The organism is Pseudomonas sp. Fl4BN1 (genome assembly GCF_009908285.1).
Classification (GTDB): Bacteria; Pseudomonadota; Gammaproteobacteria; order Pseudomonadales; family Pseudomonadaceae; genus Aquipseudomonas.
On the sequence record NZ_JAAARM010000004.1, the window covers coordinates 234,010 to 254,747 of the forward strand.

General features: G+C 61.6%; 16 protein-coding genes. All 16 read right to left on the reverse strand.

Annotation, left to right across the window (positions count from 1 at the left end; all coding sequences use genetic code 11):
- Positions 1-44: 44 nt before the first annotated feature.
- Positions 45-782, reverse strand: coding sequence for a cephalosporin hydroxylase family protein (locus GV818_RS06620; RefSeq protein ID WP_161753743.1), 738 nt, complete (start codon positions 780-782; stop codon positions 45-47).
- 20 nt (positions 783-802) lie between these two features.
- The gene (locus GV818_RS06625) at positions 803-1,873 is read right to left on the reverse strand and encodes a class I SAM-dependent methyltransferase (protein WP_161753745.1); all 1,071 of its coding nucleotides are present in this window, start codon (positions 1,871-1,873) and stop codon (positions 803-805) included.
- Positions 1,863-2,720 carry an NAD-dependent epimerase/dehydratase family protein gene (locus tag GV818_RS06630; protein ID WP_161753898.1) on the reverse strand — a complete coding sequence of 286 codons (858 nt, stop codon included), beginning with the start codon at positions 2,718-2,720 and terminating at the stop codon, positions 1,863-1,865. The genes GV818_RS06625 and GV818_RS06630 overlap by 11 nt, the downstream gene beginning before the upstream one ends.
- A 5-nt stretch (positions 2,721-2,725) precedes the next feature.
- Positions 2,726-3,952, reverse strand: coding sequence for a class I SAM-dependent methyltransferase (locus tag GV818_RS06635; RefSeq protein ID WP_161753747.1), 1,227 nt, complete (start codon positions 3,950-3,952; stop codon positions 2,726-2,728).
- Positions 3,949-4,509 (reverse strand): dTDP-4-dehydrorhamnose 3,5-epimerase family protein, encoded by a 561-nt coding sequence (locus GV818_RS06640; RefSeq protein WP_161753749.1) that lies wholly within the window; start codon positions 4,507-4,509, stop codon positions 3,949-3,951. The genes GV818_RS06635 and GV818_RS06640 overlap by 4 nt, the downstream gene beginning before the upstream one ends.
- Entirely contained in the window at positions 4,506-5,588 is a 1,083-nt protein-coding gene (rfbG, locus tag GV818_RS06645) for a CDP-glucose 4,6-dehydratase (RefSeq protein ID WP_161753751.1), read from the reverse strand. Before rfbG ends, GV818_RS06640 begins: the two co-directional genes overlap by 4 nt.
- Positions 5,570-6,343, reverse strand: coding sequence for a glucose-1-phosphate cytidylyltransferase (gene rfbF, locus GV818_RS06650; protein ID WP_161753753.1), 774 nt, complete (start codon positions 6,341-6,343; stop codon positions 5,570-5,572). The genes rfbG and rfbF overlap by 19 nt, the downstream gene beginning before the upstream one ends.
- Positions 6,344-6,612: 269 nt before the next feature.
- Positions 6,613-10,185 carry a glycosyltransferase gene (locus tag GV818_RS06655; RefSeq protein ID WP_161753754.1) on the reverse strand — a complete coding sequence of 1,191 codons (3,573 nt, stop codon included), beginning with the start codon at positions 10,183-10,185 and terminating at the stop codon, positions 6,613-6,615.
- 121 nt (positions 10,186-10,306) lie between these two features.
- A complete protein-coding gene (locus tag GV818_RS06660) occupies positions 10,307-11,875 on the reverse strand; it encodes a flagellar hook-associated protein 3 (RefSeq protein WP_161753757.1) in 1,569 nt (522 codons plus the stop codon).
- Between the two features lie 13 nt (positions 11,876-11,888).
- A complete protein-coding gene (gene flgK, locus GV818_RS06665) occupies positions 11,889-13,940 on the reverse strand; it encodes a flagellar hook-associated protein FlgK (protein WP_161776093.1) in 2,052 nt (683 codons plus the stop codon).
- A gap of 10 nt (positions 13,941-13,950) precedes the next feature.
- The gene (flgJ, locus tag GV818_RS06670) at positions 13,951-15,207 is read right to left on the reverse strand and encodes a flagellar assembly peptidoglycan hydrolase FlgJ (RefSeq protein ID WP_161776095.1); all 1,257 of its coding nucleotides are present in this window, start codon (positions 15,205-15,207) and stop codon (positions 13,951-13,953) included.
- Positions 15,208-15,217: 10 nt separating this feature from the next.
- On the reverse strand, positions 15,218-16,327 hold the full coding sequence (locus GV818_RS06675; RefSeq protein ID WP_161776097.1) for a flagellar basal body P-ring protein FlgI: 1,110 nt from the start codon (positions 16,325-16,327) through the stop codon (positions 15,218-15,220).
- 15 nt (positions 16,328-16,342) lie between these two features.
- Entirely contained in the window at positions 16,343-17,038 is a 696-nt protein-coding gene (flgH, locus tag GV818_RS06680; protein ID WP_161753765.1) for a flagellar basal body L-ring protein FlgH, read from the reverse strand.
- A 58-nt stretch (positions 17,039-17,096) separates the two neighbouring features.
- Positions 17,097-17,882, reverse strand: a complete 786-nt coding sequence (flgG, locus tag GV818_RS06685) for a flagellar basal-body rod protein FlgG (protein WP_161753767.1) — start codon at positions 17,880-17,882, stop codon at positions 17,097-17,099.
- A 45-nt stretch (positions 17,883-17,927) separates the two neighbouring features.
- A complete protein-coding gene (locus GV818_RS06690; RefSeq protein WP_161753769.1) occupies positions 17,928-18,668 on the reverse strand; it encodes a flagellar basal body rod protein FlgF in 741 nt (246 codons plus the stop codon).
- A 280-nt stretch (positions 18,669-18,948) separates the two neighbouring features.
- Positions 18,949-20,502 carry a sigma-54-dependent transcriptional regulator gene (locus GV818_RS06695; RefSeq protein WP_161753771.1) on the reverse strand — a complete coding sequence of 518 codons (1,554 nt, stop codon included), beginning with the start codon at positions 20,500-20,502 and terminating at the stop codon, positions 18,949-18,951.
- Positions 20,503-20,738: the final 236 nt, after the last annotated feature.

The following is a 20,738-nucleotide window of genomic DNA, read 5'->3' on the forward strand; positions in this document are numbered from 1 at the left end:
TCCCCAGCACCGGCCAACCGTCCGGAACCTGCAACCATTGATGTTTAACGAACCCGACGCAGGTAACCGTCCGGCGCTACGGTGATCAGCAGCTTGTTCTGCATCTGGTAGTCGATCTCGAAATCACGGTTCTCCTCCAGATAAGCCCAGACCGCAGTTTTCGGGTTATCGCCCGGCCCCCAGGGACGATCCGGGAAGAAGGCCGGCGGCATGTCCTCGACCACGGTGTCCATGACCACGCAGTAGCTGTCGACCGAGACCAGCGGCGCATACAGGCGCAGCTCTTCAAGCACGTGCTCGTGGGTGTGATTGGAGTCCAGGACCAGAATCACTTTCTTGCCCGCGGCCGCGGCCCGTACCTGCTCGGCGATGGCCGGATCGATGCTCGAACCTTCGATCATGCGGATGCGCTTGCTCATCGGATGCTGCTCGATGGCTTCGCGGTTGTGCGGACGGATATCCAGGTCGATACCCAGCACTTCGCCATGGCCCTGCAACTCCAGCAGCGAGGCGTAGTAGATGATCGAACCGCCGTGGGCGATACCGCATTCGATCACCAGGTCCGGCTTGACCCGCCAGATGATCTCCTGCATGGCCATCATGTCCTGGGGCAGCTGAATGATCGGCCGGCCCATCCAGGAAAAGTGATAGCTGTACTTGTGGCCAGCGGACTCGTTGAAAAACTCACGGGCCAGGCCCTTGAGTTTTTCATCCTGGCCCTGGGCACTGATCTGCGCCTGGCATTCTTCTTCAAAAGCTTGGATGACGCTTTTCTCGGTCATGTTCGATTCTCAATGACAAATTAGCTGAATGAAGCGCTATCGACGGCGTGATAGACGTAACGGCCATCGGTCATGCGCTTGATTTCTTCGAGGTAGTTGGAGTTCATCACGAACAGGTTGGCGCCCACGGGCAACGCCTCCATGGCTTCTTGCGGTGATGACACCCGCATGCCGCTCAGCGGCAAGTAACGGCCCTGCTTGGCCGGATTGATATCCACGACTTGATCCACCGCCACGCCGGCCCGTTGCAGGAACAGCGAATAGATCACGCCCTTGGAAGAAGCGCCCCAGATCCCGGCAGCGGTTTGCGGCGCCGACTGGATGATGCGTTTGGCGCACTCGATGCTAGCGGTGAAATCCGCCGGCATCTGCAGCGGCCGGACCGGTGCCGGCAACGCCGACTGCAAGCTGCCCAGGTCCGCCACCACGTACAGGTATTGACCGCCAAACAGATGCCCGGCCTCATGCACGGTGCCGAACATGCGCTGCAGGTCTTCGAGACGAAAGTAATTGACGTGCTCATAGAACACGTCGAACCAGGCGCGATGCTCGAGGATCCAGTCGAAACACGGCACTTCGATATAGATCTGCCCGCCTTGGTTGGCATCGGCGATCTCCGCCAGAAAGGCCTGCGGATCGGCGATATGCTCCAGCACATGGCGCAGTACGATAGCCTCGGCAGCCAGCCCCAGGCCGCGGGTAAAAGGCGCCTTGATCACCTCGGGGTTGGTCCCCTCGTAGGCCGGGTCGATCCCGGTGACGGCGTAGCCCTCGGTGCGCAACAGTTCGAGGAAATAGCCCTTGCCGCAACCCACCTCGATCAGCTCGCGCCCCTTGAAGTGCCGGGCAATGATGCCCTCCACATCCTTCAGGTGCCGCTGGAACTGCGCCGAGTGCGCCTGCTCGTTCTGATAGTCGCTGTCGTAGCTGAGCTTGTCGGCATCGAAGGCCTGATTGAAGATCAGCCCGCTTTGCAGGTCCTGCACCAGCACGATATCCGCAGACGCCGAAGCGCGAGCACTCTGGGCATCGGCGAAGGTGCGGTTCTGCAGCACCGGCAAGTCGGCGACCCGATACAACTCATGCGCCATGTTCGGCTCCTGTTATTTGCTCCAGGCGCTGGTTCAAGCCCCAGAAAGCCATGGGTTCGTAGTCCGGGTACGGGTAATGCCCCAGGTTCAGGCGGATCGATGCTGCGCGCTGGGCGATACGCTGTTCCACCAGGGCGCGCACGGATATCGGCTGGCCACTGGAGCAATTGACCACCCCGGAAAACCCTCGCTGACCGAGCAGCGCAGCCAGGTATCCAGCCGCCTCCTCGATGCCCAGGTAATCCCGCAGTTGTTCGCCGCCCGACATATTGAAAACTTCGTCACCGCTATCGATCGCTCGATCCAGCGCCGCCAGCAAGCTCTTGGGGTTCTGTCCCGGGCCATGCAGGTAGAACAGCCGTGCCCACTGCAAACTGAAGGGCAACTGCTGCTGCAGGGCTTGTAGAAACAGATGCAGGCTGTGCTTGGCCAATCCGTAGGGATTGCTCGGGCGAGCCTCGACCTCTTCACTCAAAGGCCCGCTCTGCATGCCGTACTCGAAGCAGGTGCCGGTGACCAGCACCTGAGTCACCCCCGCCTCGACCACGGCCTTGATCAAGCGGTAATCCGCCATCAGGTTGTGCTCAAGGTGAAATAGCGCCTGATAGTTGGGCAGCCCGGGCCAGGCCAGATGCGCCAGCGCATCGACCCCGTCCACCAGCGCCGCAACATCGAGTTGTGGGGCGTGCACATCCAGCGCCCTGAACTCCACCGCATCGAACCAAGGCATCTGCCGTGCCTTGTCGGCATCCCGGGCCACCGCGCGCACCCGGCAACCCCGAGCCAGCAAGGCCGCGACCAGATGCTGGCCGACAAAGCCGGTGGCGCCAGTGACCAGCACCTGCATGCCGTTCACAGCAGTTTCAACTCAGGCACGGCGATCACGAAACGCCCGCCCCATTGCCGAACCTGGGCCAGTTGCTCACTGACTTCGGTCAGCAGGTTCCAAGGCAGCACCAGCACATAGTCCGGGCGTTCCTGATCGATGCGCTCCGGAGCCACCACTGGAATCCGGCTGCCAGGCAAGAACTTGCCTTGCTTGTGCGGGCTGGCATCTGCGACCCAGGCCAACAGGTCGCTCTTGACCCCGGCGTAGTTGAGCAAGGTATTGCCCTTGGCCGCAGCCCCATAACCCACTACCCGCTTGCCCTCGGCCTTGGCCTTGAGCAGGAAGCGCAGCAGTTCATGCTTGATCTGCAGCGCTGCCGGAGCCAGGCTCCGGTAGTACTCGGGAGTCGTGACCCCGGCCTCCTGCTCCAACCGCAATTGACTCGCCACGCGGTCCTGCAGAGGGTGGTGCGAACCATCAATACGCTGCACGAACACCCGCAGCGAACCGCCGTGGGTCGGCAAGGTCTCGACGTCAAAGACTTGCAGGCCGTTGCGTTGGCACAAGCCCTGGACGGCGGTCAGCGACAGGTAGGAATAGTGTTCGTGGTACAGGGTGTCGAACTGCTGCCCGGCCATCAGGCTCAGCAACTGCGGAAACTCGAACGTCGCCACGCCCGTTGGCTTGAGCAAGGTGGCAAAGCCGCAAAGGAAATCGTTGATATCCGGCACATGGGCCAGCACATTGTTGGCCGCCATCAGGTCGGCGCCCCAACCCTCCTCCAGCAGTTGCTCGGCGGTATCACGACCGAAGAACGACTCGCGGATCTGCAGCCCTTTGTCACGGGCGGCCTGGGCGGTACTGCGGGTCGGCTCGACCCCCAGGCAAGGAATGCCGCGCTGGGCCACATACTGCAGCAGGTAGCCGTCGTTCGCCGCGACTTCCACCACCCGGCTCCGGGCATCGAGTTCGAAACGCTCGACCATCTGCGCCACATAGCCCTGGGCATGCTTGAGCCAGGTACTGGAGAACGAACTGAAATAGGCGTAGTCGGCGTCGAACAGATGATCGGCGCGGGTGTAGTCCTCGGTCTGCACCAGCCAGCATTGCTGGCAGACCTGGACCTTCAGTGGCACCCACTGCTCGGCCTGGTCCAGTTGCTCGGCCCGCAGGTAGGCGTTGGAGGGCGGTGAGGTGCCCAGGTCGATCAGAGGCAGGCTCAGGCAAGCGCCACAACCGCGGCAATTCATAGTTTCACTCCAGCGAATGCGGGATCGAGCAAGGGATGGCTGGCATCCCGGCTCGACAGATTATTGACAGGCAACGGCCAATCGATCGCCAGCCGCGGGTCCAGCACCGACAGCCCGGCCTCATGCTCCGGTGCATAGTCGGCGCTGTGCAGATACAGCAATTCGGCATCGTCGCTCAGGGTCTGGAAGCCATGGGCAAAACCCGCCGGCAACAACAGGCTGCGACCGTCACCGGCCCGCAGGTGTTCAGCGTGCCATTGCAGGAACGTCGACGACTCGGGACGCAGGTCCACCGCCACATCCCAGACTTCGCCGCGCAGGCAGGTGATGAGCTTGGCTTCGGGCTGCGCCGCAGTCTGGTAGTGCAAGCCGCGCACGCTGCCGCGCTCGCGGGTGCAGGAGTGATTGATCTGGCGGATATGAAAAGGTTGGCCGAACGCGCTCAGGCTACCCTCGCAGAACAGCCGGGAAAAATGCCCGCGCTGATCCTCGAAGCGTTTGTGACGAACCTCGAACAAGCCCTCCAGCGGCAGGGCCAGGACCTGGAACTCGCTCACAGCGCCCCCCGATACAGGTTCAACTGCCCCAGGGTCACGGCGCGCATGTCCGCACCGCTCTTCCAGGCCAGGTGCCAGTCGAGGGTCTGCGCCAGACATTGCTCCAGGGTCCAACGGGGTTTCCAGCCAAGCAACTGGCGGGCGCGACTGCTGTCCAGACGCAACAGGCCGGCCTCATGCAATTCACTGGGCTCGATCCGCAGGCCAGGGGCTTCAGGCCACTGCCCGGCCAACAACTCCACCACCTCACCAACGCTGCACATGTCTTGCTCGCCGGGACCGAAGTTCCAGGCACCGGCGTATTGCGGACCTTGCTGGTACAAGCCAGCGGCCAGCTGCAGGTAGCCGGCCAGGGGTTCCAGGGCGTGCTGCCAGGGGCGGACCGCCTGGGGATAACGCAAGGTCACCGGCTCGTCGTCCGACCAGGCCTTGAGCACATCGGGAATCAGCCGCTCGGGGGCGAAATCGCCGCCACCGAGGACATTGCCGGCCCGTGCCGTGGCCAGGGCCAGGCCATGTTCGGCATAACGCTCGGCAGCAAAGAAAGAGGATGCATAGGACTGCGCCAGCAGCTCGCAACAGGCTTTGCTGCTGCTATAGGGATCATGCCCGCCCAGGGGCTCGTTCTCCCGATAGGGCCACAGCCACTCCTGATTGGCGTAGACCTTGTCGGTGGTCACCAGGACGCAGGCGCGCACCCCGCCCACCTGGCGGATCGCTTCCAGCAGATTCAGGGTGCCCATGACATTGCTTGAGTAGGTCCCCAGCGGATCTCGATAGGCCTCACGCACCAACGGCTGAGCCGCCAGGTGCAAGACGATTTCCGGCTCCACCTGGGCAATCAGCTCCAGCAGGCTGCCCAGGTCGCGCAGGTCACCGCGATGGTCATTGATGCCTTCGGCCACCCGGGCCAGTTCGAACAGGCTTGGCTCGGTCCCCGGGTCCAGGGCAAAGCCACTGACCTCGGCCCCCAGGCTCTGCAACCAGAGGCTCAGCCAACTGCCCTTGAAACCGGTGTGACCGGTCAACAGCACACGCTTGCCGCTCCAGAACTCCGGACTCAGTCCCATTGCTTCCACGGGGCCTCCCCGCTTTGCCAGAGCTGCTCCAGGTGGTTCTTGTCCCGCAGGGTGTCCATCGGCTGCCAGAACCCGCTGTGCTCGTAGGAGCGCAGTTGCTGGTTCTCGGCCAGTTGTATCAGCGGTTCGGCTTCCCAGGTGGTGCTGTCGCCATCGATGTAGGACAACACCTTGGGCGAGAGCACGAAGAACCCGCCGTTGATCCAGCCACCGTCGCCACGAGGTTTTTCGGTGAACCCCAGGACCCGATCACCATCGCGCTCCAGGGCACCATAGCGGCCTGGCGGCTGCACGGCAGTTACCGTGGCCAGCTTGCCGTGGGCCTTATGGAAATCCACCAAGGCACCGATGTTCAAGTCGGATACGCCATCGCCGTAGGTAAAGCAGAACGCCTCTTCATCCTGCAGGTAGCGCCCGGCCCGGCGCAGACGCCCACCGGTCATGGTTTCCTCGCCGGTGTCGATCAGCGTCACGCTCCAGGGCTCGCTGTAATTCTGATGCACGTCCATGCGGTTGTTGCGCATGTCGAAGGTCACATCCGAGGTGTGCAGGAAGTAGTTGGCGAAGAAGTCCTTGATCGCGTAGCCCTTGTAGCCCAGGCAAATCACGAAGTCATGAATCCCGTGGGCTGAATACTGCTTCATGATGTGCCAAAGAATTGGCTTGCCACCGATCTCGATCATGGGCTTGGGCTTGAGGTGAGACTCTTCGCTGATTCGCGTCCCCAGCCCACCTGCCAGAATTACTGCCTTCATTGCGGTCCTCTTGCTCTTCGTGGGCTGAACCAGCCCTCTTGAGGCCTGGCATAACGCCAGACGCAGATCATTCATTCGCAGCCAACGGCTACCTGGCACCGCGCTGCGGTGAGGGTTTTATGGCGATATGCAGAGGACTTGCAGGAAGTGCGCCAATTACGCGAGCAGCACTTGGGGCGCAGCAGAAGACGCTGCACACAACCGCCCCGACAGGGCGGCCATGGGCAAACCCGGCTCGTGATGGGGGGCGATCACGAGCCCTGGGCCGATCAATCCGGCAACCAGCCCCACAGCCAGTGCCGCAGGTTGTCGTTGCGCAGCATGAAGTCACGACGCACCGCCTCGCGCAGCTCATCCCCCATGCGATAGCTCGCAGCCGGGTCGGACAGGTGCATGCGGATCGCCTGCAACCATTCTTCAGTGCTGTTGCTGCGGACCTTGGTGCACGGCAGGAAACCGCGATAGGCCTCGGTATCGGTGCAGATCACCGGGTAACCGCAGGCCCCATATTCCAAGAGCCGCAGGTTGCTCTTGCAGTCGTTGAAGATATGGAACTCCAGGGGCGCCAGCGCCAGATCCAGGTTCAGGCTGGCCAGCTTGAACGGATAACTCTGCAGGTTGGTCACCGAATGAAACTCATGTACGTAGGGACGCAAGGCATCGGGGCACATGCCGAAGAACACCCACTCGACCTCACTGGCCAGCTCGCGCACTACCTCGGCGATGATCTCCAAGTCTCCGGTATGGCTGGTGCCTCCGCCCCATCCCACCCTGGGCTTGCTGGAGGTGCCACGGCGACTGGTCAAGTTCGCCCAAGGCTCCAGCGCCAGCATGTTAGGCACCACGCGAATGTCACTGTGCATACTCGACAAGGCATCGGCCAGAGGCTGGGTGGTCACCACCACGCGATCACACAGGGCTATCCCCTCGCGCAGCATCTGCTCGGTGTTCACCGGCTTGTTACGGGCGTGAGTGTTTTTCTTCGGCGCACTGACGATGTAGTCATCGAGCTCGAAGACCCGCAACGCGCTGGAGTACTTTTTCATGCGCAGAATATCGGCAGCCGCACCATCGCTGTATCGGCACTGCAAGATAATGGTATCGGGGGACAGGCGCTCGATCTCTGCCGTGGACGGCGATTCGTAGGCCACTCGGGCAATCACCCGGCCGGCCTGCTCAAGCGCACTCAAGGGCCCCGTCACCCGGTAATGCCCGACCGCAGAGCTGTTGACCGGCAAGCCAAGGATCAACGGCAAGGCGCGACTGCAGAACGGATTCCAGTTGTTGCGCAGAGAGGGCTCCAGACTGAAGCTGGAGTACCCCAGGCTCAGGGCGGGGTTGTAGGCTGGATCGCGAGCGATCTTCGGCATCCACTGGCGGTAGAAACTCTCCTGCTCAGCCTCCAGCGCCTGTTGCTGGCCAAGCTTCTCGCAGACCGCTGCCGCTGGCGTCAACATCAAGGTCGCGTGAGGCGTCCAGACCACCAGATAGCCGTTACTGTCGACCCGCAGACACAAGTCGGACTCCCCCAGGTCGGCACTGGAGAAGCGCTCATCCAGACCACCGAGGCTGTCGAAAACCTCCTTGCGCACCATCAGGCAATCGCCACTGACCGAACTCCAGTTCTGCACCACCTGCAGCCGCTGCATGTAGCCGCGAGCCCCCATCGCCTCGCCGACAAAAGGCGAACCCACCGGCCCCGCCATACCCAACACCTGCCCGGCGTGAAGGATCGAACTGTCGGTAGCCAGAATCCGTGCACCAACCACCCCCACCTCCGGACGCTGGGCTTGATTGAGCAACTCGTCCAGCCAGTCAGCGGTACAGATCAACGCACGAGGATTGAGCAGCAACAGATAGTCACCACGGGCCTGCAACGCAGCGCGGTTGATGAGCACCATCTTGTTGATCAGCCCAGCACCCGGCAACACCCGCAGCATCGCCCCACCCAACTGCGCCATGGCCGCCAGCCAATCAGCCATGGCCGGATCTCGGCTGCCGGCATCCACCAGCAGAATCTCGTAGTGGTTGTAGGCCGTTTGCTCAATCAGGCTTTCAACGCAGCGTTGCAGTGCCGGCAACGAATCCCCACACGGGACAATGATCGACACCAGCGGCCGCCCCTCATGCAGGTAGTCGATACGGTTGAGCAACGGCAAATCATCGTGCCGAATCCGCTGCCCCACGCCGATGCGCTGCAGATGCGCGGCTACCAGCCCTTCGCTGGCCTCGATCACCTGTGACCGCGACAGCCACTGGGCGAAGCTGAACTCGGACTCCACCTGAATATCGGCAATATGCTCGATGGTCTGCGGGCCCGCCCCCTCCACCAGGCGCCACAGCAGATCCTGGGGAGCCAGCTCGCCTCGGGCCGGGTCGAACCCACCCTCGGCCATGAAGCGCTCGCGGGAAAAGGCCAGGACTCGACCGACATAGGGGTAGGCCCGCATCAGGTCGAGATTGAAGTCGGGCTTGAACACCGGCTCCGACGACTCCCCGTCCAGCAGCGCACCTTCATCGCTGTAGGCGCAGAGCATAAGCGGGGTATTGGCAATCCGTTCAGCGAGCACCAGCAGCGCCGACTCCGGCAGACGGTCGCCGGCCTGCAGCAGATAGAACCAGTCACAACCTTCCAACTGAGGCACCAGCTCATTGAGCTGCTGCACCCAGTCGGCTCTCAATGGCTGACGCAAGACCCGCTCCCCCGCCTCACACTCGGAGGCGGAAAGCACCAGCACTGCTGCGGGCTCATACAACTGCCCTGCAAGACTGCGCAGGGTCCGCGCAAGCGCCTCGCCATCACCCTCGAAGTCGATGACCACCGGCACGATCTGCGCCTTGGATGGCCAACTGTCGATGCGTTGCGGCATCAACCGCTGCTCCACTGCCGAGAACTTGCGTACCGACAGCCATTCCCGATAGAAGTCCTCATAACTGACGCTCTCACCGCCAACCCGCCCATCCACCACGGTACTGCGGTTGCCCAACACCCGGGTCACGCACAGCTCTTGCCAGTGACGCGGCTGCTCGGCAACCTTCGACAAGTCGACAAACCGCACCCAGCCCGAAGCCGGCGCCGCTTCGCCACTGCGTGCTGCCAGCATCTGCACCAGCCATCCCCACTCATTCCTGGCGCTCTTGAGCATTTCCGGGGTGCCACTGAGGCGCTCCGGGTAAAGGCGCTCGCAACTCAGCACCGTAGTCTGGGCCGCCAGATTGCCGCGCCGCATCAGGCAGATGAACAGGGCAAAATCCAACAGGGCAACAAAACCCGCTCCCTCCTGGATCAACGCCGGCAACAGCTCCAGCACGTCGGCACGACGCATCAGCGCCGAACTGAAGTTGCCAAGGAAGTTACGTGGCGTGCTCTCGAAGATCGCCAGCATGTCGTCGCCCTTGAGCACCACGTCACCCTGGGTAAAACGGCAGTTGTCGACCCGCGACGGCAGGATGAAATTCCCCGCATCACTGAACACTCGCAGGGCACACACCAGATTGACTTCGGGATGCTCGATCAGCAGCGGAGCCTGCGAGGCAATGCTCGGAGCAAACAGCCGATCATCGTCGCACAGCACCTTGATCAACTCGCCACGGGCCTCTTCAACACAGCGCGAGATATTCTTCTGCAGCCCCAGGCGCTGCGGATTGCGCAGGTAACGCAGCGGGTGCGCGGGTTCGGCAATGCCGTCGACGATCCGTTGGATCTCATCGCTGGCACTGTCGTCGCAAACGACGATTTCCAGGGGACGGTAGGTCTGGGCCAAGGCACTTTCCAGGGCCTGGCTGAAGAAACGCGGGTTGAAGGCAGGGATGACGATACTGACTAAAGGGGCTTGGTTCACGGCGGGGAACTCTCGAGCGGCGAGCCCCGGCCGATGCGACCAGGGCTGCAGGACCGCTTAAAAAAGACGGCTGACGGCTCGACGGTCATGGCGTTCGAGCCGGAGCTCGAACGCCATGTGCTTAGACCTTGTTGAACAGGCCGAGCTGGGTGATCTTGCTGAAGGCCAACTGCGAGGCCTGCAACATGGTCTGCTGCAGGGTCAGACGGGTCATGACTTCGGCCGGATCGGAATCACTGATGGAAGAACGGGTGGTGACGTTGGCTGCCGCCAGACTTTCGTTGATTTCGTTCTGGGTAGCCAAAGCCGAACCACGACCACCGATAGAGCTGATGCCGATGGACAGTTGATCAACACCACTGGCCAGGTTGGCCATCCCCGAAGCAAGGTCGGCCAACTGCTTCTGAGTCGCCAGGGCATTACCGTCAGTCGGTACGTTCAACGCGCTTTTCAACTGACTCACGGTGTCCAGGACGTTCTGGGTTTCGTGGGTGTTAACCGCCACGCTGAACTGGTCGTTGGCGGCCGGCGAAGGAGCGCCCGTCAGGGTGAAGCTCACGCCTGCCGCAGTGGCGACATTGCCCGGACCTACAACACCCGAAGACACCGGCTTGCTGTCTGCCGTCAGCGGCGCGGCATACAGATCGAAGTTGGTGGCGCTGGTGAACTTGAGCACTGCAGAGCCACTCGGGAACGTCGAGTTGTAGGCCACCGAATCAGTCACGCTGGCGGCTGAGACCTGAGTCATGCTCGGGTTGCCCGGAGAACGCGCAACGTTGAAGGTGTCCGGCTTCGAGGCCAAGGTGAAGCTGTGCCCCGGCAACACCGCGTTGGCGACATCGCCGGACTGAAGATTGATGTTCAGGTTCAGATCGACACCACGGAAACTCACCGTCTGATTCGGCGAAGTACCGACCACGCCGCCCTTGCTAGCCTCGGCGGTCACATCGTTGCCGCTGCCATCGAGGATCTTCAACTGGGTGCCGCTGACGAACGACACGGTATAAGGCTCGCCACCGCGGAACTGGCTGTTGTAGGTGCCGCTGTTGGTCATCTGCCCATTGGACAGGGAAACCCGTCCATCATCCACCGCCGGCGAGGTCATGGTGACCTGGCTACGACTGGTGTTGAGCGCCTGCTGGAACACATCCCAACCGGTGCTGTTGGCAGCCATCATCATGGTATCGCCCACCGGCAGCTTCAGGCTGCTCTGGTCACCGTTGTAACTGTAGGTGCCATCGGAGTTGCGACTGAACGGCGGAACGTCGTCCTTGGAACCACCAAAGAGGTACTTGCCGTTTTCGTCCTGAGAGTTCATCAGGCTCATCAGTTGCTCTTCGATCTGCCCCAGCTCAGAAGCATTGGCCTGCCGGTCGGCATCGGTGTAACCGGCGCTGCCGGCACCGGTGGCCAGTTGCTTGGCCCGGTCCAGGACGTTGTTGATGCTGGTCATCACCGACTCGGCCTGGCCCAGAGACGCCTTGATCGAGTTGCTGTTGGCCTTGTACTGATCAAGCAGGGAGGCCTGCTGGCCCAATTGCAGCAGACGGGCAGCACCCACCGGGTCGTCGGCGGCGGTCTTGACCCGGACCAGGCTGCTGGACTCTTCGCCGCTCTTGATGGCGTTGGAGAAGTTCTTCTGATAGTTGGCAGCCGAAGTCTCGTAAAACTGGGCGGTGGAAATGCGCATGGGCTACGACTCCTTAAAGGCTGTTGATCAGCGTGCTGAAGGTTTCCTGCGCAGCCTTGATGATCTGCGAAGACGCGGTGTAGTACTGCTGGAACTTGACCAGGTTGCCGGTCTCATCATCCAGGTTGACGCCGGACAGCGAGTCCCGGGCGCCCTTGGCGTTGGCCAGGATGGAACCGTTGGCAGCACTGTCGAGCTTGGCCTGGCTGGCCTTGGCGCCGACGTTCTCGATCAGCTTGCCATAGGCATCCACCAGCGTGATGCCCTTGCTCGGCGAACTGGTGTCCACGGTCTGCTTGGTCTGCAGACCCGACAGCGCCAGGCCGTTGCGGTTATCGGAAGAACCGGCGCCATTCACCGAAATGTTCATGTTGTCGCCGTCATTGGGCGAACCGGCAACGGTCATCTGCACCGTGAAGGTCTTGGTCACGGGTGGCGTGCCACCGTCAGTGATCGGGTTGCCGCTGGCATCGAGCATCTTGACCTGCAGGTTCAAGACATTGCTCTGCCCCGGCACGATAGAGCCGCTGCCCATCTTGACGCCCTTGGCGTCGAAGTAATCGTAGGTCTGGCTGCCGCCGGACGCCGCATTGAACACCACCTTGACCGGGCCGGAGTTCTTGAGCGCCGTCTGCATCTCAAGCTTGCTGGCGGCGTTGTAGTTGTCGATCGGCACCGCCAGGGAGGGTTGCGCAGAGATGCTTAGGGAGCTTTTGACCCCCGCACCGATCTCGGCTTTCAACGGTGCAGCCAAAGCCAGGCGCTTGGCGTCGGTCATTTCCGTCTGGATGGTGGCTGCGGCATTGCGGGTCGGGATGACCTTGAAGCTGTCACCAGCGGCCACCGTACCATTGAGATTCAGCGAGAAGCCGTCGATCACTGGCGCCGGGCTGGTCGTGGTGCTGAAGGTGCCCATGTCCTTGCCGTCGGAGCGCTTGACGCTGTAATCCGTGGCACTGCTGAAGGTCACGGTGTAGTCGCCGGTGCTCAGCTTGCCGGTGTCCTTGATGGTCACATCGAAGTTGCCCGAGCCCGCGCTGTTGGCGGTGCCGGCCATACTGCGCTGACCGATCATCCGCAGGCTGTTGATGTCGTTGAACAGGTTGCCGCCGAAGTCGCCGTTCTTGTCGATGCCCTGGGCCATCTGGCTGTTCATCTGGTCGGCAACCACCAAGGCCACGCGCCCCAGTTCATTCATTGCCGGGTCCAGCACTTCACTGCGATAGCGCAACAGACCACCGATCTCGCCACCGGTGGTGACGTTGGTGATGTCCACGGTGCTGGTGCCACGATTGAGCTGCAGCATGGAGCGGGTCGGGTCGTTCTTGCCCTGCACCACTTCCAGGGAGTTGGCGGAGTTGCCCATCACCAGCGGCTGGCCACTGCCCAGGTACAGGTCGAGGCTGGAACCACGCTCCGACACCTGAACGCCGATAAAGGTCGAAATCTGGCGCACGGTTTCGTTACGGGCGTCCAACAGGTCGTTGGGCATGCCGTTGCCATTGGTCGACAGCTCGGAAATCTTCTGGTTGAGCTGGGCGACGGTATTGGCCAGCTTGTTGACCTGGTCGGCCATGCTCCCCAGGTTGCCGTTGATGTTGCTGTTCTGTTCGTTGAGCTGGCTGGACACCGAGTTGAAACGGTTGCTCAAGGCCTGGGTGTCGCTGAGCAGCAACTGCCGGGAGGCCTCATCGGTAGGCTTCGCGTTGAGGTTCTGCACCGAGGCGAAGAACTTGGTCAGGGCGCCGTTCATGCCGGTACCGTTGTCCGACAGCAACTGGTCGATCGGGCTGATCTGGCCCTGGTAGGCAGCGACGTCACTGTTCAGGGACGTGGCGGTACGCAACTGGGCATCGAGGAAGCTGTTGTACACCCGGCGCACGTCAGCCAGGGTGGTACCGGTGCCGATGAAGACGTTGCCGAACTGATTCGAGGCCTTGGTGCCCTGCACGGTCTGCTGGCGCGAGTACCCGGCGGTGTCGGCGTTGGCGATGTTGTTACCCGTGGTCATCAACGACGTTTGGCTGGCGGCCAGCCCGGACATCCCGATATTGAGCAAACTCATGATTCAGACCTTATAAATTCGTGGAAACGCCCGCCGCAGCGTAGTTCTGGTAACTCTTCATCTGCTTGGCTATCTGCGAAATCTTGCTTGCGTAGTCCGGGTCGGTTGCATACCCAGCTTTTTGCAACTCGCGAACAAACTGTTCTGGTTTATCGGCCGCCTTCAACACTTCTTGATAGCGATTGTTGCTCTGCAACAAGGTCACCAGATCGTGGAAGCTGTCCTGGTAGGAATCGTAGGAACGGAACGCCGCCGTCTCCTTGACCATCTCGCCATTTCTGAACTCGCTGGTGATCGCTCGAGCCTGGGCACCCTGCCAACTGCTGCCAGCCTTGATGCCGAACAGATTGTGACTGCTGCTGCCGTCCTGCTGGCGCATCACCGATTTGCCCCAGCCGGTTTCCAGTGCGGCCTGAGCTACCAGGTAGCGCGGGTCGACGCCGATTCGCTGGGCTGCCTGCTGCGCCATCGGCAGCATGGTGGCAACAAAATCATCAGAGGAGCTGAAGGCACGCTTGGCCGGTGCCAGCGGTGGCTGAGCCATCGCCCGGCCGTAAACCCGCATCTTGCCCTGGGCTGCGGCATATCCCTGGTTGACCCGCCATTCACCACGCAACACCGCATCGGCGGCGGCCGTGGTACGCGTCGGCGCGACATTCTGGGTAGCGGCGTCAGCCACCCCGCCAGCCGAAGGCACGATACCGCTCAACAGCCGATCGGTAAGTTTGCTTGGCAACGACAAGCGTCGCTGGTTGAGCAAAGCCATGTCGTTATGCGCCACGCTAGTACGCAACGGATCCTGGGCACGGGAAGCCCACATTGGCCGCTGGCCATTGACCCGGCTCAACGGACCATTCTGGGCAGTGGTGCCGGCAGCAATCGGGGTCGGCGTGGCGACCGGTGCCGCCGCATGCGTTGCAGCACCCGGGTGAACCGGCTTGTTCTTCATCATCTGGCGCATCAGCACGTTGGCCAGGCCAATGCCGCCGCCCTCGCGCGACAGGGAAACCGCCAACTGCTGGTCGTACATGTCCTGGTATTGCTTGGTCGCCGGGGTATTGAGCGGGTTGTCCTGGCCCACCACGTCGGTGGCCTTGCGCATGGACTTGAGCATTTCGTTGAGAAACAGCGACTCGAACTCCTGCGCCACCTTGCGTACGTTGGCCTCGCCATCCTTGTCACCGACCTTGAGCTGCTGCAGGCGGTTGAGGTCGGAGTAGGACCCGGAGTCTGCGCTACCGATCAATCCGCTCTTACGTATATCCATGGCCGTCACCTCAAATCACGATCAGGTCGGCTTGCAGCGCGCCGGCCTGTTTCAAGGCTTCGAGAATCGCCATCAGGTCGCCTGGCGCAGCCCCCACCTGGTTCACCGCACGGACAATCTCATCCAGGGTGGTGCCAGGGCCGAACTTGAACATCGGCTTGGCTTCCTGCTGGGCATTGACCCGCGAGCGCGGCACCACCGCCGTCTGGCCATTGGACAGAGGGCCGGGCTGGCTGACGATCGGATCTTCGGTAATGGTCACGGTCAGGCTGCCGTGGGTCACCGCAGCGGGCGACACCTTGACGTTCTGGCCAATCACGATGGTACCGGTACGCGAATTGATAATGACCTTGGCCACCGCCTGCCCCGGATCGATTTCCAGGTTTTCCAGGATCGACAGGTAGTCCACACGCTGGCTTGGGTCCAAGGGCGCAGTCACGCGGATCGAACCGCCATCGACCGCCTGGGCCACGCCAGGGCCGAGCATGTCGTTGATCTTGTCGACAACGCGCTTGGCGGTGGTGAAGTCCGAACGGTTGAGGTTCAAGGTCAGGCTGTTGCCCTGATTGAAACCACTGGGCACGGCGCGCTCTACCGAGGCACCACCGGGAATACGGCCGGCCGACGGTACGTTAACCGTGATCTTCGAGCCGTCTCGCCCTTCGGCGTCGAAACCGCCCACCACCAGGTTGCCCTGGGCAATGGCGTAGACGTTGCCGTCGATACCTTTGAGCGGGGTCAGCAGCAAGGTGCCGCCGCGCAGGCTCTTGGAGTTGCCGATGGAGGAAACCGTGATATCCACCTGCTGGCCCGGCTTGGCAAAGGCTGGCAGGTCGGCGCTCACCGATACTGCCGCAACGTTCTTCAACTGCACATTGCCGGACCCGGCCGGAACCTTGATACCGAACTGCGACAGCATGTTGTTGAACGTCTGCAGGGTGAACGGTGTCTGGGTTGTCTGGTCGCCCGTGCCGTTAAGCCCGACCACCAGGCCATAGCCAATCAACTGGTTGGAACGCACGCCGGAAATACTGGCGATATCCTTCAACCGCTCAGCCTGTACGCCAAGGGACGTGGACAGCAACAAAGCCGCCGCCAGCAGGTGCTTGAAATTCAGCATGAGACTTTTCATCACCTAGAAAGGGAACAGCGGGCTGAGGAAGAAACGGTCGAACCAGCCAGGCTGGTTGGCATCGGCGAACGAACCGGTGCCCGAATAGGTGATGCGCGCATCCGCCACCCGAGTCGAAGAAACGGTGTTGTCAGTGGCAATATCGTCCGCCCGTACCAGGCCGGCAATGCGCACCAGCTCGTCGCCGGTGTTGAGGGTCATCCACTTCTCGCCGCGTACCGCGATGATGCCGTTGGGCAACACGTCGGCCACAGTTACGGTGATCGAACCGGTCAGGCTGTTGCTTTGGGCTGCCTTGCTGTCGCCCTTGGTGGCGCGGTTGCCGTTGTAGCCGGCATTCAGGGTCAAGTCACCGCTGCCCAGGGGGTTGTTGGTGTTGGGCACAGCACCAAACAGCGAAGTCAGGCCAACGCTATTGGAACTGGTCTTGGTCAGTGCCGAGTTGGCCCCTTTACTGGCCGCGGTCTTCTCGTTGAGGGTGATGGTGATGATGTCACCGACCCGAAACGCTTTGCGATCGCCGTACAGGTTCTGCTCGAAGCCGGCCTGATAGATCGAACCATTATTGGACGCGGAAGGCAGCGGTGTACGCGGCAACACTGGCGCGTAGTAAGGGTCATTGGGCTTCGGCGGCGGGGCGACACAGCCCACGAGCACGGCACTCCCAGTCAGCGCTAGAACACAAATAAACCGATTCATGACCCTTCCTCACGATGTTGCAGGTACGCCTCGCATCCGAAGCGACCTCAAGACTTGATTACAGCTTCTGCGTTACGAACGAGAGCATCTGGTCAGCGGTGGAGATCACCTTGGAGTTCATCTCATAGGCACGCTGAGTGGTGATCATGTTGACCATCTCCTCAACGGTGCTGACGTTGGATGCTTCCAGAGTGTTCTGCAGCGTGGTACCGAAACCGTTGAGGCCCGGGCTGCCGATTTGCGGCGCACCGCTGGAGGCGGTTTCCAGGAACAGGTTATTGCCCTGGGCCTGCAGGCCGGCCGGGTTGATGAAGTCGGCGGTTTGCAGGTTGCCGATCACCTGGGAAGCCGGGTTGCCGGCAATGGTGATGGACACGGTGCCGTCCTGGCCTACGGTAAAGGTCTGCGCGTCGTTGGGCACGACGATCGCAGGCTCCAGGGCAAAGCCGCTGGCAGTGACGATCTGACCGTTGGCGTTGAGGTGGAAGGTACCGTCACGGGTGTAGGACGTAGTGCCATCGGGCTGCAGGATCTGGAAGAAACCACGGCCATTGATCGCCAGGTCCAGAGGCTGCTCGGTCGTCTGCAGACTGCCGGCGGTGAAGTTCTTCTGGGTACCGACAATGCGCACACCGGTACCGACCTGCAAACCGGTGGGCAGCTCGCTGTCCTGGGTGGACTGAGCACCCGGCTGGCGCTTGATCTGGTACAGCAGGTCCTGGAACTCAGCACGATCACGTTTGAAACCCGTGGTCGAGACGTTCGCCAAGTTGTTGGAAATAACACTCAGGTTGGTGTCCTGAGCGGACAGACCGGTTTTGGCAACCCATAGAGCCGGAAGCATTCGATTCTCCTCTTGCGCCTGTTTTACGGCGCCAGGTACTGGTAATTAGCTGATTTGCAAGACCCGAGCCATGGCCTGGTCATCTTCTTTGGCGCTGTTCATCATCTTCACGTGCAATTCGAACTGGCGGGACAAGGCCAGCACTGCGGTCATCTCGTGCACGGCATTGACGTTGCTCGACTCGAGGAAGCCCGACACCAACTGCACATTGGCATCGGCCGGCGCCGGCTGGCCATCCTTGGTCTTGATCGAACCATCAAGCCCCTTGGTCAGGTTCTTGATGTCCGGATTGACCAGCTTGATGCGGTCAACCTCAGCCATGACCCGCGGGCCTTCGCCCATGGCACGAATGCTGATAGTGCCGTCCTGGCCGACTTCGATTTTCTGTTCCGGCGGCACGGCGATCGGACCGCCATTGCCCATCACCGGCATGCCATTACCGGCACGCAAGACACCCAGGGCGTCGACATTCAGGCTGCCGGTGCGCACATAGCTTTCACTGCCATCGGGACTCTGTACGGCAATCCAGCCATTACCGCTGACAGCCACGTCCAGGTCACGACCGGTCTCCACCAACGAGCCCGGGGAAAAATCCGTTGCCGGCCGTTCGGCCATGGCAAAAGCCCGCGCCGGAAAGCTGTCACCGAACACCGGCATCGAGCGCGCCTGCTCCAGGTCACGCTGAAAACCATTGGTGGAGATGTTCGCCAGATTGTTGGCATGAGCCTTCTGCGCCAGTGCATTCTGGCTGGCGCCGGTCATTGCCACATAAAGGTACTTGTCCACAGTCTTTCCTCTGTCTGCCGGACGTTTGCCGCCCACCGCTGTACTGCGAAGCCATAAGCAATAAGCGCACCAACTTTCCCCCAGAAGGTAGATCACCAAGCGGGGTAAGGCTTTGCCCTGTCCGAGAGCAATCCGGGGATTGGCACGAGAGACGGAAAAACGGCGGTCTTATGCCGCAAACGGCAAGTAACGGCCCGGATACACTCCGGACTGCCGCACCATCACCCTGGACCTGATGCGCAACCCAGGATGTGAACGCGGCATGTGCCTGCGGCAGTGACTACAGCTTGCCGACTTCGTATTCCCGCAATTTGTTGGCGATGGTGGTGTGGGACACCCCCAGCCGCTTGCCCAACTGGCGGCTGCTGGGGTGCTCGGCATACAGGCATTCGAGCACGGCCTTTTCAAACCGCCCGACAATCTGTTCCAGGCCGCCCTCCAGGGAAAAATCGCCAAGAGGCTGACGCGCACCATAGTCCGGCAGACGAATATGCTCGACCTTGACCGTGCCGCCATCACACAGCGATACCGCCTGGAACAACACATTTTCCAGCTGCCGGACATTGCCCGGCCAATGGTAATGACTGAGACGCTCCATCGCCGCCGGCGCCAGCCGCGGCAGCGGGCAGCCGATCTGCCGGCTGGCCTGGTCGAGGAAGTGCTCCACCAGCGGCGTCAAGCCATCGAGGCATTCGCGCAGCGGCGGAATATGCAGGGACAACACATTCAGTCGGTGGTAGAGGTCCTGGCGAAACTCGCCGCGGGCACACAGCTCGGACAGATCCACCTGGGTCGCACAGATCACCCGCACATCCAGGTACACCTCTTCATCACTGCCGACCCGGCGAAAGCAGCCGTCCTGCAGAAAGCGCAGCAACTTGACCTGCAAGCGCGGGCTCATCTCCCCTACCCCATCAAGAAACAGGGTGCCGCCGGCAGTCAACTCCAGCAGCCCGAGCTTGCCTTCCGCTCGCGCCCCTTCAAACGCCCCGGGGCCATAACCGAACAACTCGGTTTCGGCCATGGACTCTGGCAGCCCGGCGCAGTTCAGCGCCATCAGCGGCGACTGCCCGCGCGGGCTGGCCAGGTGACAGGCACGGGCCAGCAACTCTTTGCCGGTACCGGTTTCCCCCTCGATCAGCAATGGCGCATCCAGCGGCGCCATGCGCCGGGCTTCACGCACCACCGCAGCCATGACTTTCGAGCTCTGGAAGATGCTGTCGAAGCCCCGCAACTCTTGCTTGCGCACGTTGTAGATACGCTCGCCCACCCGATCCGCCCGATGCAGGGTCAGTACCGCGCCGGCCATGGCCTCGCTGTCATCGTGCTCGGATTGCAGCGGTGCGATGTCCGCCAGGAACACATCCCCCTTGACCTTGACCCGCAGCCCGTTGATCCGTGACTTGTTGGCCCGCACCAACTCCGGCAGATCGAAATCCTCGGCGTAGCGCGACAGGGGAATTCCTGGCACTTCATCCACTCGCACCCCCAGCAGTTGCGCTGCGGCACGGTTGGCGGCAACGATCGAGCCCCCCATGTCGATAGACAGCACCGGGAACTCCAGCGCACCCAGCAGCGCGTTGAGCTCCATGTGCCGGCGCTCGCTGGGCATCAATCCGACCCGCTTCACGCCAAACACCCCGGCAATCGATTCGAACTTGGGCCGCAGCGCCTGGAACTGCAGATTGATCAGGTTAGGACAATGCAGATAGATGGCATTGCCATGCTCACCGCCCACCTCACCACGGGCGACGTTGATCCCGTACTCCACCAGCAGATTGAGGATGTCCCGAAGGATGCCAATGCGGTTCTGGCAGTGAACTTTGATGCGCATAGATAGGGGCCCGAAACAGGTAATGGAGGGCATAAACGCCGACAACCGACGTTTTTGACGCCAGCCGTCGCTGATTTTCTGCGGGGTGACGCAGATAACCGTCAAGATTATGTGACGGATTCAGGCTTTTTCAAACCGAAAAACAGCCAATAGCACGGCACGCGAAGCAGATCGTAACGAATACTTTACGAATCCTTCCCCAGAGCCTCTCTAAAAACACGCCCCTGCCTGCTGCA